Source organism: Sphingomonas sp. 37zxx (assembly GCF_000786205.1).
Lineage (GTDB): Bacteria > Pseudomonadota > Alphaproteobacteria > Sphingomonadales > Sphingomonadaceae > Sphingomonas.
Genome location: NZ_JROH01000001.1, coordinates 1 through 16984, shown reverse-complemented (window position 1 = coordinate 16984; position 16984 = coordinate 1). Strand labels below are relative to the sequence as shown.

Genomic DNA, 16984 nt, shown 5'->3' with positions numbered 1-16984 from the left:
AATGAGTCTCAGCCCTTGCCGCCATGCTCTGGATTTGTCGGGAACGCCATCGGGCGCTAGATCGCCCAGCATGATCGACATCAACAGCATCCGCGACGCCGCTCTCGTTTCCAAGGCCTGGCCCTATGAAGAGGCGCGCAAGCTTCTGAAGCGCTATCCCGATGGCAAGCCCGGCGGCGCGCCGGTGCTGTTCGAAACCGGCTATGGCCCGTCGGGCCTGCCGCATATCGGCACCTTCAACGAAGTGCTGCGAACGACGATGGTGCGGCGCGCCTTTGCCGAACTCAGCGACCAGCCGACGCGGCTGCTGGCGTTCAGCGACGATATGGACGGGCTTCGCAAGGTGCCCGACAATGTACCCAACCGCGCGATGCTGACCGAGCATCTGGGCAAGCCGCTGACGCAGGTGCCCGACCCGTTCGAGAAGTTCGAAAGCTTCGCGCACCACAACAATGCGATGCTGCGCTCGTTCCTCGACGGCTTCGGCTTCGAATATGAATTCGCCTCGTCGACAGACTATTATCGCGGCGGGCAGTTTGACGACGCGCTGCGCGGGGTGCTGCGCCATTATGCCGCGATCATGGACGTGATGCTGCCGACGCTGGGGGCCGAGCGGCGCGCGACCTATTCGCCGATCCTGCCGATCAGCCCGACCAGCGGCGTGGTGCTGCAGGTGCCGGTCGAGGTGGTCGATGCCGAGGCGGGAATCGTCGCGTTCGAGGATGAAGGCCAGCGGATCGAGCAATCGGTGCTGGGCGGCGGGGCCAAGCTGCAGTGGAAGGTCGATTGGGCGATGCGCTGGGTCGCGCTGGGCGTCGATTACGAAATGTCGGGCAAGGATCTGATCGATTCGGTGGTGCAAAGCTCGAAGATCGCGCGGGTGCTGGGCGCGCGGCCGCCCGAGGGGTTTAATTACGAGATGTTCCTCGACGAACTGGGGCAGAAGATTTCGAAGTCGAAGGGCAATGGCCTGAGCCTCGATCAATGGCTGAGCTATGGCCCGCCCGAGAGCCTGGCCTTCTATGCCTATCGCGAGCCGAAAAAGGCCAAGCAGTTGCACCTTGGCGTCATCCCGCGTGCGATCGACGAATATTGGCAATTCCGCGCCGCTTATGCCGACCAGCCGGTCGAGCAGCGGCTGGGCAATCCGGTGCACCACATCCATGGCGGCCCGCCGCCTGCCGAGACGCTGCCGGTCACTTTCGGCCTGCTGCTCAACCTGGTTGGGGTGATGGGGGAGACGACCAAGGACCAAGTGTGGGGCTATCTCGCCAATTATGTCCCCGATGCATCGGCTGCGCGCTATCCCGCGCTCGACCGGCTGATCGACCATGCGATCGCGTATACGCGCGACGTGGCCGAGAAGCCGGTGCGGCGCGCGCCCGAGGGCGTCGAGGTCGCGGCGCTCGAGCGGCTCGATGCCGAACTGGCGGCGTTGCCCGCCGGAGCTTCGGCCGAGGACATTCAGAACATCGTCTATGAGATCGGCAAGACAGGCGGCTTCGACAATCTGCGCGACTGGTTCAAGGCGCTGTACGAGACGCTGCTGGGGACCAGTCAGGGGCCGCGCATGGGGAGCTTCGTTGCGTTGTACGGGGTTGCGAATACGCGGGGGTTGATTGCGGAGGCGTTGGGGCGTTCGGGGTAGATGGGGAACGTGTAAACGACCGGTCCCGGGACCTCGGAAAGCTACAAAAGCTACACTACGTCCCCCCTGGATTCGCCTCTTCCGCGGCACGAGACGCGATGCGGGCGGAGGGGGAGAGGAGCGTGTTCATGCGGCGTGCGTATCAAAGCGGGGGCTTGTAGGACAGCGGTTCGGTTGGCGGTGTCGGGGCCGCGCCGGTGTGGTGGACGGGATTGCGGGGATTGGGCGACTGGCGTCTTTCGCGATAGCGATAGCCGTGAGCTGCCATTCCGAGTCCGCCGGTCTTTCCCCAAAGGGATCGAGTTTCGGGAATGGCGGGGCCTGGTGGATTGCTGCCGTTAGCTGAGCCGACCGCGGAACTTCCCATCAGGCTTTTTCGGTTGGTCTGGTACGTCGCTCCAGCGAAGCCGTGAGGCATCAACAGCGTCCCCGCCCATATGCTCAATGAACGCGGTGCGAATTGCCGCCTTCTGCCGGCTCCATCGTTCCGGGTCTGTGTTCGGGTTCATGTCGTCTGCGAGGAAGACCCACTCGACGAATTGATCTGCTCTGACCAACCCTTCGGATGGTATAAGCTGATCCACGTGCAGCTGCTGCTTGTGCTTTATGCAACCGCAAAAACCCCACTCGACGCACACTACATGCATGAGCTGGTCGTATCCATGCTTCGACATATCACATTTATGCCGCAGCCGAGTGACGACCGCAATTGGGCGTTTTCGGTAGATCCCTGTCTCGATCGGGATCAAGTTTTGAGAAAGCGAAGCCTGCGATGCGTATGCTGGCGAGGTGTCCGCCGTTAGACTATAAAGCGGCTTGGGCACTATGGGGGCGGCGGTGAGCTACACACTGGTCATTGGCAACAAAAATTACTCATCATGGTCGATGCGGGCTTGGTTGTTGATGCGTTTGGCCGAGGTGGACTTCGCCGAAACAGTTGTGCCGTTGTACGAGAGCGGATCACGGAAGGCCGTTGAAGATTTGGGAGGAGAGACCGGACTCGTTCCCGTCCTGATCGATGATGGCATTCCCATCTGGGATACGCTGGCGATCACGGAAACGCTGCAAGAGGCAAACCCGGTCATCTGGCCTTGCGACCCCGATCGACGTGCGAGAGCGCGCAGCTACGCCGGAGAGGTCCATTCCAGCTTGAACCCGCTGAGAAATGCGATGCCGGTCAATACGCGAGGCCGCAACCGCCTGCCAGCGATCGATGATGATGTACGGGCTGACATTGCCCGCGTCTGCGCGATCTGGGCGACGGCAGGAAGTTATGCCGATGGGCCGTGGCTATTCGGGCAATTCTGCGCTGCCGACATCATGTTCGCTCCGGTAGCGGCTCGTTTCCAGACATATGCGATCGAGCCTACGCCCGAGGCATCCTCCTATTACCAGATGCTTCTGGCCCATCCGTGGGTGGTGGAATGGTTCGCAGCCGGCCAAGCCGAAGAAAGTGTGATCCCGATTTTCGAGCTGCCCGAACGGGGCTGACGACAGCGATAAGCTGTCAGCCGGCGTTCCCGAAAACGAACGTCTGGTGACCAAAACCGGCCGCTCGCGCGCAAAAGCAGCGAAGCCCATAAAACGACCATGCCCGTTTTCTCAAAACCCGTTCCCAATTGTGCTTTCCCAAAACAGGCGGTTAGAGATGGAGTTATGGAATGCCGAGGTAGCGCTCGGACGGCCGGCTTCGGGACGACGACGGGGGCGACGGAACGACCGAGATTGGGGCGGAAGCCGACAGGCCGCTTGCTGCGGTTGACGACCTAGCTTCGTCACCCCGGCGAAGGTTGGGGTCTGTTGCGATCGCGAGGCCACCGTTTGCTGCACTGGACCCCAGCTTTTGCTGGGGTGACGGTGGTAGGGTAGGGTGACGGCTTTAGGATGGCCAAGGGATTTCGGTTGAGCGTGCCGCGCCGCGTGGCATAGTGGGATAATGCACCTGGCTCCCGTTACGCTGACCCCGCTCGAACCTGGCCAGCGCCGGGTGATGCACCTGCATGCGATCGTGCCTGGATTGGCGCTGCTGATTGCCAGCGGCGGCATCGGCACCGCGCTGTTCGTGCAACTGGACTGGCCCGGCTGGGTGTTGCCGCTGGTCGCCTTGCCGCTGGTCGCCTGGATCGTCGCGATTGCGCCGGCGCGGCGATTTGCTGCCTGGGGGTGGGCGCTGGCGGAGGACGAGTTGCACGTCGCCTGGGGCGTGTGGACGCAAATGCATACGATCGTGCCGCTCAGCCGCGTCCAGCATCTCGACGTCGCGCAGGGGCCAATCGAGCGCGCCTGCGGGGTCGCGCGGCTGATCGTGCATACCGCGGGTACCGCGCACGCCACGGTCGAATTGCCGGGCATCACCCGCGCCACCGCCGAGCAACTGCGCGACACGATTCGCGAGCATATTCGCGCCGAACCCTGGTGAGCGGGGTGCTGACCCCAGACGCGCCGCGGCGGCTGCATCCCGGGACGGTGTTGCTGGGCATGTTGCGCCAGGCACCGTCGACCTTGCTCGGTCTGCCAGCGATCCTGGCGGTGACGTCGGAATTTCCCTGGGGTTATGTCGTCGGCATGGCGCTGGCCGCGACGTTGGTCACCGGCCTGTTCAAATGGCTGGCGTGGCGGCGTTTCACCTACACGCTGACCGGCGATTCGGTGGTGATCGAAAGCGGGCTGCTCAGCCGCAATCGGCGCACCATTCCGTTCGAGCGCGTGCTTGACGTCGATATTGAGCGCAACTTGCTGGCGCGGGTGTTCGGGCTGGCCAAGGTGAAGCTCGAAACCGGCGGATCGGGCGAGGACGAAGGCGAGCTCGACAGCGTGTCGCTGGGCGAGGCGCATCGGTTGCGCGAAGTGATCCGGCGGCGCGGGGTGGCGGTCGATCCGACGCCGGTCGTGAGCGCCGAGGCTTCGCCGATCGTCTTCGCGATGGGGGTGCCGCGCGTCTTGCTGTGGGGGTTGTTCAACTTCTCGCTGGTGTGGCTGGGCGTGATGTTCGGCGCGTTGCAATATTTCGACGATTGGCTGGGGTTCGATTACACCAAGGGATCATTTTGGCGGCAGATGTTCTCGCGCGCGGGAATGACTGCTGGATGGACCCCAAGCGCCTGGATTGCGGCGGCGGGCGTGATCCTGCCGCTTGGGGTGATCGCCGGGCTGATACGCACGGGGCTGCGCGATTTCGGCTTTACCGTGCGTGACGAGGATGGGCGCTATCGCCGATCGCGCGGGCTGCTGACGCATAGCGAAGTCGTGATCGCGCTTCGCCGGGTGCAATTGGCGGTGATCGACACCGGCTGGGTGCGGCGGCGGCTGGGCTGGTCGCGGCTGAAATTGCAGACGATGGGGGGCGAGGGCGAGGCGGGTACGCCCGAAGTCGCGCCGTTTGCCCGCGATGCCGAGGTCGATCGGCTGCTTGAACCGCTGGGCATGGTGCGCGCCGATCCCGCCGAATTGACGCGAGTGTCGCGCGGGCATGTGTGGCGCGCGGCGCTTCGCCATGTCGGGCTGCCGGCGGTGGCGATCGGCATCGGCGGGTTCGTTGCTTTGCCGGTGCTGGCGGCGATGCCGCTGTTGGTGCCGGTGCTGGCGGTAGCATTGCTGCGCCGCCGCTATCATCGCTATGGCCTGTCGGGCGACACGCTGTTCGTGCAGCGCGGGGTGCTGGCGCGCAAGCAATGGATCGTGCCGGTGCATAACGTGCAGGTCGTGACGATCAGCCGTAGCTGGCTGCAACGGCGGCTGGGGGTGGCGACGCTGAATCCCGATAGCGCGGGCGGCGCGATTCTCGACGGGCCATCGGTGCGCGATATTCGGGTGGCGGATGCATGGGCGCTGGCGGCGGCTTTGCGTGAGCGGCGGGGTTCTGCTCCTGCCCTCCCTGGTTAAGCGCTCGTTTCAGCGCGGGCGAGTCCATAGCGCCGGATCGCGCGGGGTTTCGGGACAGGCGTGGCGGCTGCGCGCCTGCTGGAAACTGCGGGCGATCCAGCCGAGCTTTTCGCGGCCCGAAGTCGTGACCCGGTTGTCCCATGCCTGTTCGCCGCGCTGCGCCACGCGGCGCGCAATGTCGCCATAGATGCCAGCCGCCGCCAGCACCGCCCAGGCCGAGCGGAAGGACAGCGCCTTGGTGCCGACCCGCGCGCTTGCCTCATGGAGTTCAGCGCGTTCGGCCAGGCGGCGCGACAGCACTGCCAGCCGCTGGCGAAAATGCGGCTTCATGTGCTGGCCCGGCGGGATGTCCATTTCGACCAGCCATTCGACCGGCAGATAGCAGCGGCCGACGCGGTCATCCTCCTCGATATCGCGGGCGATGTTGGCCAGTTGGAACGCCAGGCCGAGGTCGCAGGCGCGGTCGAGCGTGGCGTCGTCGGCGGGATCGACCCCCATCACCACCGCCATCATGCAGCCGACGACGCCGGCGACATGGTAACAATAGCGATAGAGATCGGCTTCGCTGCGCGGACGCCAGTCATCGGCATCGAGCTGGAAACCCGCCACGACGTCATCGGCGAAGCGTTTGGGCATGCCGGTTTCGCCAGCGACGATTCGCAGCGCGTCGAAGGCTGGGTCGCCCACCCATTGCCCGGCAAAGGCGGCATCGGTCTTGGCGCGGATTTCGGCGAGTCGCGCCTGCGGGTCGGCGACGATCTGCATGCCGTGGCCGTGATCCTGCCCGTCGGCCAGGTCGTCGCACGCGCGGCACCAGGCATAGAGCAGCCAGGCGCGCTCGCGGGTGGGGCGATCGAATAATCGCGACGCGGCGGCGAAGCTTTTCGATCCGCGCGCGATCGATTGCTGCGCGGTGGCGACGATCGCGGCGCGCGCGGGCAGGGGGTGGGTCACTGGCCTAAATTCCGTTCGCACTGAGCTTGTCGAAGTGCCGGAATAAAGAAGAACGGTGCTTCGACAAGCTCAGCACGAACGGATCGGGGTCAAAGCTGTTCGCGCGACATCCGGAAGATCGGGGTATGCGGCGCATAGGCCGCCATCTTGTCGAGCAGCCGCGAGAGGTCGTCCTCGACGATCAGGATGTCGCGGTGCTGCGGGCGCAGGAATCCGGTGGCTGCCATCTGATCGACGAACGCGATCAGATGGTCGTAATAGCCCGCCGCGTTGAGCAGCCCGACCGGGTCCGAATGATAGCCAAGCTGCGACCAGCTCATCGCTTCCCATAATTCGTCCATTGTGCCGGTGCCGCCGGGGATGGTGACGAAGCCGTCGGCCAATTCGGTGAAGCGCGCCTTTCGCTCGTGCATCGTCGTCACGGTTTCGAGCGCGGTGAGGCCGCGATGCGCGACCTCGGCATTGACCAATGCCTCGGGGATTACCCCGATCACTTCGCCGCCGGCTTCGAGCGCGGCATCGGCGACCGCACCCATCAGCCCCAGGCGACCGCCGCCATAGACCACGCCGATGCCGCGTTCGGCGAGGGTGTGGCCGACATGTCGCGCGCATTCGATATAGACCGGGTCGGCCGGGGTGGCCGACCCGCAATAAATGGCAAGTCGTTTCACCCGCGATCGTCCAGCATCAGCTTGGCCGTTGCCTTGGCGCTGCCGATCACGCCGGGGATGCCCGCGCCCGGATGCGTGCCTGCCCCGACGAAATACATGTTGGGAATGTTGTCGTCGCGATTATGCGCGCGGAAATAGGCGCTTTGGGTCAGCAGCGGTTCGAGCGAGAAGGCGCTGCCCAGGTGCGCGTTCAGATCGTCGCTGAAATCCTTTGGCGTGTAGCTGAACTTGGTGACGATCCGCTCATGGATGTCGGGAATCAGCCGCCGACCGATTTCATCGAGAATCCGCTTTTCGAGGATCGGCGCGATCTCGTCCCAATCGGCGGGGAATTTGCCGCGATGCGGGACCGGGGCGAGCGCGTAGAAGGTCGAATGCCCCTCGGGTGCCATCGACGGATCGGTGACGGTCGGGTGGTGCAGATAGAGCGAGAAATCCTCCGACAGCACGCCATGATCGTAAATGTCGGCGAGCAGTTCCTTATAGCGCGGCCCGAACAGGATCATGTGGTGCGGAATGCCCGGCCACGTGCCCTTGATGCCGAAATGCACCACGAACAGCGAGGGCGAGTATTTCTTTTTCTCCAGCTTCTGCGCGGTGCGCTGCGCGCTGCGCGAACCTTTCAGTAATTCGCGATAGCTGTGAATGATGTCGCCGTTCGACGCACAGGCATCGACGTCGAGGTGATAGCCCTTTTGCGTCGTCACGCCGGTGACCCTGTCGCCCAGCGTGTCGATGCTCGCCACCGGATCGTCGAGCCGCACTTCGCCGCCGAGCCGCTCGAAATGGCGGACCATGCCCCCGATCAGCTTGTTGGTGCCGCCCATCGCGAACCAGACGCCGCCGTCGCGCTCGAGCTTGTGGATCAGCGCATAGATGCTCGATGTCTTGGTGGGGTCGCCGCCGACCAGCAGCGTGTGGAACGACAGCGCCTGGCGCAGCTTCTCGTTCTTCACAAAGCCCGAAACGATCGAATAGACCGAGCGCCAGGCCTGATATTTGGCAAGCGCGGGCGCAGCCTTCAGCATCGAGGCGAAATCGAGGAACGCGGTCGAGCCGAGCTTCACATAGCCCTCTTCATACACGCCCGCCGAATATTCGAGGAACTTGGCGTAGCCCGCGATGTCGGCGGGATCGAGCTTGGCGATCTCTGCCTTCAGCACCGCATCGTCATTGGTGTAATCGAAATTGGTGCCATCGACCCAGTTGAGCCGATAAAAGGGCAGCACCGGCGCCAGCGTGACGTCATCGGCCATGTTGTGGCCCGACAGCGCCCACAGCTCCTGCAACGCTTCAGGCGCGGTGATGACGGTTGGGCCGCCGTCGAAGACGAAGCCGTCCTTTTCCCAATAATAGGCACGGCCGCCGGGCTTGTCGCGGCCTTCGAAAATGGTCGTCTGGACGCCGGCCGCCTGGAGGCGGATGGCGAGAGCGAGGCCACCAAAGCCTGCGCCGATCACCGCTGCGGTCTTCACTAATTCGTCTCCCGGATGGCGGCGATCGCGCGGCCGATGGGCACCGGCGGCTTGCCGGTTAATACCCTCAGCTTGTCGAATGCCGTGGAATGGCCCGCGTAGAAGCGGCTGACCAGCCGCGCGTCGAGGCGGTAAAAGCGTTCGAGGACGCGATAGCGTTCCTCGGGTTCGGCGGCCTTGAACAGCATCGCCGACAACATGCGGTAAAAGCGGCGGCTGCCCCAGGTCGAGGCGGCGATGCCGTGCAGCGCTTCGTGCAGCGCGATGCCCGAATAATCGGTCAGCCGCGCGACGGCGGCGGCGGTACGGACCGCATCGGGCAGCGAATAGCCGGTGAGCGGGTGGAACTGGCCCGCGCGCATTCCCGCCTTGGCCACTTTCTTGCCGCCCGAATTCCAATAGCCTTCGAAATCGCCACCGAACGCCACCGGCAATGCGCCGCTTTCCTGGCGAACGATCCGATCGACTTGCCAGCCGCGCGTGGCGGCATAATCGGCGATTCGCGATGTATTGTCGGTGACGGCGATTTCGGGGGTGTCGCTGTAATAAGTGTCCTCGACGAACATCCGGTCGGGGCCGAAGGGCAGGCAATAGACGAATCGATAGCCATCGACCTGCTCGACGGTGGCGTCCATCACCATCGGGCGCGGCGATTCGTGCGGGGCTGCAAGCTGGAGTTCCTCGCCGACGAATTTCTGCCAGCCCATGTCGAGGTGCGACAGATCGCCGGCGCCGCGACAATCAATGACGCCATCGGCCTCGATCCGGTCACCATCGGCAAGCACGACGGCGGTGGGACTGACCGCCAGCACCTTGCGGCGAAGCATCAGCGCCTGGGGTGGCAGCTTTTGCCGCACCAGCTTGTCGAGCCGTTCGGATTCGATGCTGAAATAAGGTTCGTTGATCGTGCGGCCATGCGCTGGAAACGCAATGTCGTAGCGATCCCAACTATAGGTGATCAGCGGCGCGACGATCCAGCGATGTTCGGGTGCGACATCGGAGGCGAAGAACGACCAGACATGGTTGCCGCCGATCACGCCCGCCGCATCGATCAGCCGGACATCGCAATCAGGGCGCAGCTCGCGCAGTGCCAGCGCGATCAGGCCGCCAGCTAATCCTGCCCCGACAATGGCGACGTTGCAGCGGATGATCGACGACATGACACTGAACTAGCCGGGATCGCGGCGGGGCGAAAGGGGACGAAAGGTGGTGGGGGGTGAGGCGGCTGCCCTTACCTGTTCCCGTCCCTCCTTCTGCTCCCCTCCCTGATCAAGGGAGGGGCTGGGGGTGGGTCGGCCTGTTAGGGATCGGTGCGCCAGGCAACTGGCCTACCCGCCCCCAACCCCTCCCTTCCAGGGAGGGGAGCAGGTCGCTTCTTCGGGGAGCTAGGTTACCCGCGCGGCGGGCGACCGCCGCCGCCGCTGCCGCGATGCGGGGTTGCCTTGTGGCGCGTTACCGGGCGCGCGCTCAGGCGGTTGCGCGGCGGGCCGCCGCGTTCGCGGCCGCCGGGCGAAGGCGGGCCGTCGATCGCCTGGATGCCGATGCCGCTCGAATCCTCGGCCTCGCTGCGCTGGACCGCGACGTTGAACTTCTGCGCGATCGCACGCGGGATTTCGAACAAGGTTTCGTTATCGGCGATGCGGATCGCGCCGACTTCGTTCTTGGTGATGTGACCCCGGCGGCACAGCAGCGGCAACAGCCAGCGCGGATCGGCGTTCTGGCGGCGGCCAATGTCCATGCGATACCAGACGGTATCCTCGAATCCGGCGCGGGGACCGCGATCGCGCTCCTGGCGGTCGTTCGATCCGCCCTGGCTCTGGTCGAGCATTTCCTCAGGCCGCGGCATCGTCGCGCGATGCGCGCGGACCAGCCGTGCGGCGATATCCTCGGGCGTCGATTGTTCGAGCAGCCGTGCGCCCAGCGCGCGATCCTCTTCATCGATCTCGATCGGGCCGGTCAGCGCGATCAGCAGGCGTTCGCGGTCCTGCTTTTGAATGTCCTCGAGCGTCGGCGCTTCGATCCATTCGGCGTTGATCTTGGCACCGCGCAGCACGCCTTCGACTCGCTTGCGGCGCGGATAGGGGACGATCAGGATCGCGGTGCCCTTGCGCCCGGCGCGACCGGTGCGGCCCGAGCGATGCTGCAGCGTTTCGGCGTCGCGCGGCAGCTCGACATGAACGACCAGGCTGAGCGTGGGCAGATCGATGCCGCGCGCGGCGACGTCGGTGGCGACGCAGACGCGGGCGCGCTGGTCACGCAGCGCCTGGAGCGCATGGTTGCGCTCGTTCTGGCTATGCTCGCCCGACAGCGCGACCGCAGCAAAACCGCGCTCGACCAGGCTGGCGTGCAGCCGGCGCACCGCATCGCGGGTGGCGCAAAACAGCATCGCGGTTTCGGCTTCGTGCAGGCGAAGCAGGTTCACCACCACCGCTTCGATATCGGCAGGCGCGACCGCGACCGCCTGATAGACGATGTCGCCATGACCGCGATCTTCGCCGACGGTCGAGATACGCAGCGCGTCGCGCTGATAGCGCTTGGCCAGCGCGACGATCGGCTTGGGCATCGTCGCCGAGAACAGCAACGTGCGGCGCTCATTGGGAGTCGCGTCGAGAATTTCCTCGAGATCTTCGCGAAAGCCCATGTCGAGCATCTCATCGGCTTCGTCGAGCACCGCGACTCGCAGCGCCGACAGGTCGAGCGCGCCGCGTTCGAGATGGTCGCGCAACCGGCCCGGCGTGCCGACGACGATATGCGTGCCGTGGCTTAGCATGCGGCGCTCTTTCGATGCGTCCATGCCGCCGACGCAGGTGGCGATCCGCGCATGGGCGCCCGCGAACAGCCATTCGAGCTCGCGGCTGACCTGCAACGCCAATTCGCGCGTCGGGGCGATGATCAGCGCGAGCGGCGCGCGCGGCTGGGGCAATTGGCCCTCTTCCATCAGTTGGTCGGCCATCGCCAGGCCAAAGGCGACGGTCTTGCCCGATCCGGTCTGCGCCGAGACGACCATGTCGCGGCCAAGCGCTTCGGGCTCGATCACCGAAGCCTGGACGGGGGTGAGCGCGGTATAGCCACGCGCTGCGAGCGCTTCACCAAGAAGCGGCGGAATGTTCTGGAAAGTCATGCAATGTCCGAATGTTGGGGCGCATCATGCACCCATCAAGCCATGGTTTGGGGGCTCAGAGGGATTGGCCCGCAGCAACGCCGCTGGCCCATGCCCACTGAAAATTATAGCCGCCCAGCCACCCGGTGACGTCCACGGCCTCACCGACCCCATACAGACCTTGGACCCGTTTGGCTTGCATTGTTTGCGATGAAAGCTCGGCGGTGGCGATTCCGCCCGCGGTAACCTCGGCCTTGGCATAGCCTTCGGTGCCGTTCGGGGTGAAGGACCAGGCCGAAAGCGCGCGTTCGGCTTCGTCGAGGCGGCGGTCGGTCAGCGCCGAAAGTTCGGCCGCATGGCCCAGCCGTTCGGCGAGTGTCACCGCCAGGCGTTCGGGCAATGCCTCGGCAAGTTGCCGCCGCAGGGTCGATCGCGGTTGCGCGCGCTTGGCCTCGCGCAACCAGCCCTGCGCGCGACCGGGCAGGAAATCGATGCCGACGGGGGTGCCGTGCTGCCAATAGGACGAGATCTGCAGGATCGCGGGGCCGGAGAGGCCGCGATGGGTGAACAGCGCCGCCTCGCGAAACGCGGTCTTGCCGGTGCGCGCAACGACATCGGCGGCAACGCCCGACAGTTCGCGAAACAACACGTCATCGCCGCCGAGTGTAAGCGGCACCAGCGCCGGGCGCGGCTCGACCACCTTGAGGCCGAAGCGGCGGGCAAGGTCATAGGCGAAGCCGGTCGCGCCCATTTTGGGGATCGAAGGGCCGCCGGTGGCGATCACCAAAGCGGGCGCGTCGTGGACTATGCCATTGAGCGTGACGCGGAATCGGCCATCGGCATGATCGACCGCGCTCGCCGCATGGCCCAGGTGCAGTTCGACGCCGCCGCGCTCGCATTCGCCGAGCAGCATCTCGACAATCGCCTTGGCCGAGCCATCGCAAAAGAGTTGGCCGAGCGTCTTTTCATGCCAGCCGATGCCGTGGCGCTCGACCAGCCCAAGAAAATCCTGCGGGCTGTAGCGCGCGAGCGCCGATTTGGCGAAATGCGGGTTGGCCGACAGGAAACGATCGGGCGCGGTGTGCAAATTGGTGAAATTGCAGCGCCCACCGCCCGAAATCAGGATTTTCTTGCCCGGACGATCGGCGTGATCGACCAGCAACACGCGCTTACCGCGCTGGCCGGCAACGGCGGCGCACATGAGGCCGGCGGCACCGGCACCGAGGATGATCGCGTCATGGGAGGGCATGGGGGCGTTACGCTAATTCGAGGGGGCTGCACTTACTTAACCCCTCCCGCAAGCGGGAGGGGGGAAGAAAGGCTATTTTGGTGCGATCACCCGCGCTTCGTCGACCAGCATTACCGGCACGCCGTCACGAATCGGGTATGCAAGCCCCGCCGCCTCCGACACCAGCTCGCCCGCCTCCTCGTCATAGCGCAGCGGCGCGCGCGTGGCCGGGCAGACCAGCACCGACAGCAGCCAAGGGTCCAAACTCACTGACCAAGCCTCACTGGCCCAGCCTCACTGGCCAAACTCACTGTAACGTGCCCGCGCCATCATCGCCCGCGCGACCGAAAAACTGCATCAACTGCACGATCAGCTCGGCGCGATCGTCGAGCCGGTCGCTCTCTAGCAATGCCTGTTTCGACGCGACGTCGAACGGCGCGATCTGGGCAATGCCGTTGACCAGGCTTTCATCGTCGAGGCGGCTGACGGCTTCCCAATCGACTGCATAGCCCTGGACCTCGGCGAAGCGGCGTGCTTCCATCTCGATCGATGCCCGGCTGCCCAGCGACAAGGTTTCGCCGGTGACGGCGGTTTCGATCTCTGCCTCGACCTGGCGAAACATGGTGGTGACGTCGAGTTCGCGGATGATCCGGAACCGCGCCACCCCTTCGAGCACCACGTCGTAGCGGCCATCTTCGAGCGCTTCGACATCGATGATCCGCCCGACACAGCCGACTTCGAACAAGGGCGGGCGCTCGCCGGGGCCGCGCGGCTGGACCATGCCGATCCGCCGGTCACGCGCCAGCGAATCGCTGATCATCGCGCGATACCGCGGCTCGAAGATATGCAGCGGCAAATGCATGCGCGGGAACAGCAACGCGCCGCCGAGCGGAAAGACAGACAGGCGGCTGCTCATCCGAATAATATCGCCGACAGGCGGCGGCGCTGCGACGATACCCAGGGGTCTTCGAGCCCGACGACTTCGAATAACTTGAGCAATCGCTGGCGCGCCGCGCCCTCGTTCCATTCGCGATCGACAGCGACGATATGGAGCAGGTGATCGGCAGCGGCATCGCGCTCGCCCGCCGCCATCTGCCCGCCTGCCAGCTCGTAGCGAAGCGCGTGATCATCGGGATTGGCCGCGACTTGCGCCTCCAGCCCCGAAAGATCGTCGACCGGGGTTGCTTCACGCGCCAGCGCGAGTGCCGCCTTGGCGCGTTCGATCGCCGGAGCCTTGGCGGCTTCCTCGGGCAGCGCGGCGATCGCCGCTTCAGCCTCGTCATGGCGGCCCGCCGCTACCAGCGCGCGGACCTGGCCCGATGCCACGGCGGGATGATCGGGCACCATCTGCGCCAATTGTTCGAAGATCGACAGCGCGCGATCGGTGTCGCCGGCGGCCAGCGCTTCCTCACCCATCGCGATCAGCGGCTCGAGCTCGGCTTGGGCATCGGCGGCTTCGGCCTGAATCGGCAATTGCGCGAGCAACTGATCGAGCATCGCCTTCAGTTGCGATTCGGTGCGCGCCGGGGTCAGGTCGGCGATCGGCTGGCCCTGGAACATCGCATAGACCGTCGGCACCGAGCGCACCTGGAACTGGGCGGCGATGAATTTATTGTCGTCGACGTCGAGCTTGGCGAGCGCCACGCCCTTGTCGGCATAGGCCGCCGATACCTTGTCGATCACCGGCCCCAGCGCCTTGCACGGGCCGCACCATGACGCGGTGAAATACACGATCACCAGCGCGGTCATCGAGGGTTCGACGACGTCGCGGCGAAAGGTTTCGACGGCTTCCTTGTCGGCGGCGGTCATTCCAAGCGTGGCCAAGTCGGGGCTTCCTTGCGGATGTTTCGGGTCTGCCTCCCATGTGGGCTTTTTGCAGCGATAGGCCAACCCCCGTCGAAAAGCCGCAGGCGGGGGGTTGCCGCCTTTGAAATGTGATGCTAGTGGCCGCCGCCTTGACCAGGCACGTGGCACCGCCGCTGTCAGGTCGAAACGCCAGAGCGGGCGTAGCTCAGGGGTAGAGCACAACCTTGCCAAGGTTGGGGTCGAGGGTTCGAATCCCTTCGCCCGCTCCAGTTTCTTTAGGGAACTCAACAGCTTAGCCTGATCGCGACGGGCGAGTTCACGATCCTGCAGGCGCTGCGGGTCCACGACGGGTCCACCACACATCTCGTTCAGGCGTAGCTGATCGTAGTGGATCGTATCGTGTCATTTCAAATTGCGGGAAGCTCCGCCCAAGTGCGACGACGTGCGAAGGACGATGGCGTCGCTCAGCCGCGATGATTCGATTACTTCCGGCTGGCGAGCGCGTCGGCCATGCGCTCCTGCTCCGACGTCAAATCAAGCTCTCGGCCTGTGCGGTCACGGGCTTGCGCTTGACCCAGAGGTCGTCGGTTCGGTTCATCTCGATCAAATCATCGGGAAAACAGCGGTTCTGGAATGCCACCGCATCGTCGAAGCTTCCACGAAGCCAGCGATCATAGTCGTCGACATGGAGCAGCACGGGCATTCGGTCATGTACAGGCCGGATTGCCTCGTTGCAGTCGGTCATCACGCCCGAATAGACCGGTCCCCATTCATCACTGACGCGCCAGAGACCCGCCCATGCGAAGACGGGCTGATCCTTCACGTTGAACCAGGTTCGCGTCTTCGCGCCTTTCGGTCCTTCCGCCTCGGCAAATGCGGTCACGGGGATGAGGCACCGCCACTGCGGCTTGGCGGCGAGGCCCTTCCACATCGGCTTGTTGAGGTCGGCGATATTGTTGACCGGCTTCGGCTTAGCGGTAGGGGACATGCCCTTCAGCCGGAGGGGAAAGCCCCAGGCCATCGAGTGCATGATGCGCGTCCCAGCCTCTTCCCGCACGACCATGCCGGGCGTTCCGGGATAGACTTCGTCCGGGGCGTTGGACTGGGTGGGATCGCTCACGCCAAAGTGAGCCGCGACCTCGGCTGCGCTCTTCCGCACGGTGTAGAGATTGCACATGACGTTACTTTATCAGCAAATCGCGCCGGCGCATCCGTTCAGAGTAGCGCCAGCTGCGGTTGCATGCTCGCGGGAAGCTTGCCGCTGCGCCAGAGATCGTCGGTGTGCAGAACCTTCGTTCGCTCGGCTGCCAGCGGTGCGCGAAACTGGAACCCGATCACGTCCTGAATCGGCCCGTGCAGCCAGCGGTCATACTCGTGCGGATCGAGCAGGACCGGCATGCGGTCGTTATAGGGTTCGACCACCGCGTTCGCCGTCATCGTCATGCCGGCGTACACCGGACCATAGTCGGGAACATTGCGGCAGAACCCGGCCCAGGCAACCAGCGGCTGCCTGTCGACCGAAAACCACGTCCGTGTCTTCTCCCCGGGGTCGCCATTGGGATTAGCGAAATGACTGAGCGGGATCAGGCAGCGATACCGTGGATCGACCACTAGCTGGTCCCAGAGCGGATTGGTCAGGTCGGCGACGAGACCGATCCGGCCGGGCGGGGCGCCCCGCTCGCGCATCTCGCGCGTCAGGCGGGGAAATCCCCAGTCCATGAGGCGCAGATGGCGTTGGCCATTTCTCACGAACACGACAAGTCCGGGAAGCGCCTCGACTGTTTCGGAAGGAATCTTGATATCCGCGGGTGCTTCCGCCGCGAAGCTGCCCGATCGCACACCCCTGAAACTGACGATCTCCGTTCTGCCGGAACTGCATCAGGCGCTCGCCGATTACGCCGCGCTCTATGCCGAAACCTATGGGCAGAAAGAAGCGATCGCCGAGCTGATTCCGGCAATGCTCTCGGGATTTCTGGAGAGCGATCGTGCGTTCCAGAAGAGGGGAGTGCGCAAAGGTGCCTGATCACCGCGATCTGCCTCACCTGCCACCAAGAACGTCACCATTTCTGTCGAACGAGGAAGCAGCATCGTTCTTGAACCTGTCACCACGAACGCTCGAAAAAATGCGTGTCGTTGGAGGCGGGCCACCATTCTGTAAATTCGGCCGCCGGGTCGCCTACGCTGCTAGAGATCTAGCAGGCTGCTGAAAAATCCCACGGT

Annotated in this window: 16 protein-coding genes and 1 tRNA gene; 6 read left to right on the top strand and 11 right to left on the bottom strand. The window is 64.6% G+C overall.

Annotated elements, in window-relative coordinates; genetic code table 11:
- The first annotated feature begins 70 nt into the window (after nt 1-70).
- The 4 genes from QU44_RS00085 to QU44_RS00065 all read left to right on the top strand — a co-directional run bounded on the left by QU44_RS00085 (nt 71) and on the right by QU44_RS00065 (nt 5530).
- On the top strand, nt 71-1648 hold the full coding sequence (locus QU44_RS00085) for a lysine--tRNA ligase (protein ID WP_033919335.1): 1578 nt from the start codon (nt 71-73) through the stop codon (nt 1646-1648).
- Between the two features lie 837 nt (nt 1649-2485).
- Nucleotides 2486-3139, top strand: coding sequence for a glutathione S-transferase family protein (locus QU44_RS00075; RefSeq protein WP_197054195.1), 654 nt, complete (start codon nt 2486-2488; stop codon nt 3137-3139).
- 445 nt (nt 3140-3584) lie between these two features.
- On the top strand, nt 3585-4067 hold the full coding sequence (locus tag QU44_RS00070) for a PH domain-containing protein (protein ID WP_033919330.1): 483 nt from the start codon (nt 3585-3587) through the stop codon (nt 4065-4067).
- On the top strand, nt 4064-5530 hold the full coding sequence (locus tag QU44_RS00065; RefSeq protein WP_033919328.1) for a PH domain-containing protein: 1467 nt from the start codon (nt 4064-4066) through the stop codon (nt 5528-5530). The genes QU44_RS00070 and QU44_RS00065 overlap by 4 nt, the downstream gene beginning before the upstream one ends.
- Before the next feature lie 9 nt (nt 5531-5539).
- Here the strand turns inward: QU44_RS00065 and QU44_RS00060 are convergent, their stop codons facing one another.
- The 9 genes from QU44_RS00060 to QU44_RS00025 form a co-directional block, all read right to left on the bottom strand.
- Nucleotides 5540-6484: a phytoene/squalene synthase family protein gene (locus QU44_RS00060; protein ID WP_033919327.1), complete on the bottom strand. Its 945-nt coding sequence runs from the start codon at nt 6482-6484 to the stop codon at nt 5540-5542.
- 89 nt (nt 6485-6573) lie between these two features.
- The gene (locus QU44_RS00055) at nt 6574-7155 is read right to left on the bottom strand and encodes a TIGR00730 family Rossman fold protein (protein WP_033919326.1); all 582 of its coding nucleotides are present in this window, start codon (nt 7153-7155) and stop codon (nt 6574-6576) included.
- Nucleotides 7152-8630, bottom strand: a complete 1479-nt coding sequence (locus QU44_RS00050) for a phytoene desaturase (protein ID WP_033919324.1) — start codon at nt 8628-8630, stop codon at nt 7152-7154. Before QU44_RS00050 ends, QU44_RS00055 begins: the two co-directional genes overlap by 4 nt.
- Nucleotides 8630-9790, bottom strand: coding sequence for a lycopene beta-cyclase CrtY (gene crtY / locus QU44_RS00045; RefSeq protein WP_033919323.1), 1161 nt, complete (start codon nt 9788-9790; stop codon nt 8630-8632). The genes QU44_RS00050 and crtY overlap by 1 nt, the downstream gene beginning before the upstream one ends.
- A gap of 230 nt (nt 9791-10020) precedes the next feature.
- Complete coding sequence (locus tag QU44_RS00040) at nt 10021-11751, bottom strand: DEAD/DEAH box helicase (RefSeq protein WP_033919322.1); 1731 nt, start codon at nt 11749-11751, stop codon at nt 10021-10023.
- Between the two features lie 55 nt (nt 11752-11806).
- Nucleotides 11807-12979 (bottom strand): NAD(P)/FAD-dependent oxidoreductase, encoded by a 1173-nt coding sequence (locus QU44_RS00035; protein ID WP_033919321.1) that lies wholly within the window; start codon nt 12977-12979, stop codon nt 11807-11809.
- A gap of 72 nt (nt 12980-13051) precedes the next feature.
- On the bottom strand, nt 13052-13228 hold the full coding sequence (locus QU44_RS17595) for a Trm112 family protein (RefSeq protein ID WP_081987760.1): 177 nt from the start codon (nt 13226-13228) through the stop codon (nt 13052-13054).
- A 37-nt stretch (nt 13229-13265) separates the two neighbouring features.
- Nucleotides 13266-13874 (bottom strand): LON peptidase substrate-binding domain-containing protein, encoded by a 609-nt coding sequence (locus QU44_RS00030; RefSeq protein WP_033919320.1) that lies wholly within the window; start codon nt 13872-13874, stop codon nt 13266-13268.
- Nucleotides 13871-14767 (bottom strand): tetratricopeptide repeat protein, encoded by an 897-nt coding sequence (locus QU44_RS00025; RefSeq protein WP_033919319.1) that lies wholly within the window; start codon nt 14765-14767, stop codon nt 13871-13873. Before QU44_RS00025 ends, QU44_RS00030 begins: the two co-directional genes overlap by 4 nt.
- Nucleotides 14768-14958: 191 nt before the next feature.
- Here QU44_RS00025 and QU44_RS00020 point away from each other — a divergent pair.
- Nucleotides 14959-15033: transfer RNA gene (locus QU44_RS00020), tRNA-Gly, on the top strand.
- A 260-nt stretch (nt 15034-15293) separates the two neighbouring features.
- On the opposite strand, the gene QU44_RS00015 is transcribed toward QU44_RS00020, so the two are convergent.
- Nucleotides 15294-15941: an SOS response-associated peptidase gene (locus QU44_RS00015; RefSeq protein ID WP_052134173.1), complete on the bottom strand. Its 648-nt coding sequence runs from the start codon at nt 15939-15941 to the stop codon at nt 15294-15296.
- A gap of 38 nt (nt 15942-15979) precedes the next feature.
- Entirely contained in the window at nt 15980-16513 is a 534-nt protein-coding gene (locus QU44_RS00010) for an SOS response-associated peptidase family protein (protein WP_269429154.1), read from the bottom strand.
- 46 nt (nt 16514-16559) lie between these two features.
- Between QU44_RS00010 and QU44_RS00005 the strand changes: the two genes are divergently transcribed.
- Nucleotides 16560-16787, top strand: coding sequence for a DUF2274 domain-containing protein (locus tag QU44_RS00005; RefSeq protein WP_231621546.1), 228 nt, complete (start codon nt 16560-16562; stop codon nt 16785-16787).
- The last annotated feature ends 197 nt before the right edge of the window (nt 16788-16984 follow it).

Coding starts and splice junctions, on each gene's coding strand:
- QU44_RS00085 (WP_033919335.1), top strand. CDS start 71: ATGATCGACATCAACAGCATCCGCGACGCCGCTCTCGTTTCCAAGGCC.
- QU44_RS00070 (WP_033919330.1), top strand. CDS start 3,585: ATGCACCTGGCTCCCGTTACGCTGACCCCGCTCGAACCTGGCCAGCGC.
- crtY (WP_033919323.1), bottom strand. CDS start 9,790: ATGTCGTCGATCATCCGCTGCAACGTCGCCATTGTCGGGGCAGGATTA.
- QU44_RS00040 (WP_033919322.1), bottom strand. CDS start 11,751: ATGACTTTCCAGAACATTCCGCCGCTTCTTGGTGAAGCGCTCGCAGCG.
- QU44_RS00035 (WP_033919321.1), bottom strand. CDS start 12,979: ATGCCCTCCCATGACGCGATCATCCTCGGTGCCGGTGCCGCCGGCCTC.
- QU44_RS00030 (WP_033919320.1), bottom strand. CDS start 13,874: ATGAGCAGCCGCCTGTCTGTCTTTCCGCTCGGCGGCGCGTTGCTGTTC.
- QU44_RS00025 (WP_033919319.1), bottom strand. CDS start 14,767: ATGACCGCCGCCGACAAGGAAGCCGTCGAAACCTTTCGCCGCGACGTC.
- QU44_RS00015 (WP_052134173.1), bottom strand. CDS start 15,941: ATGTGCAATCTCTACACCGTGCGGAAGAGCGCAGCCGAGGTCGCGGCT.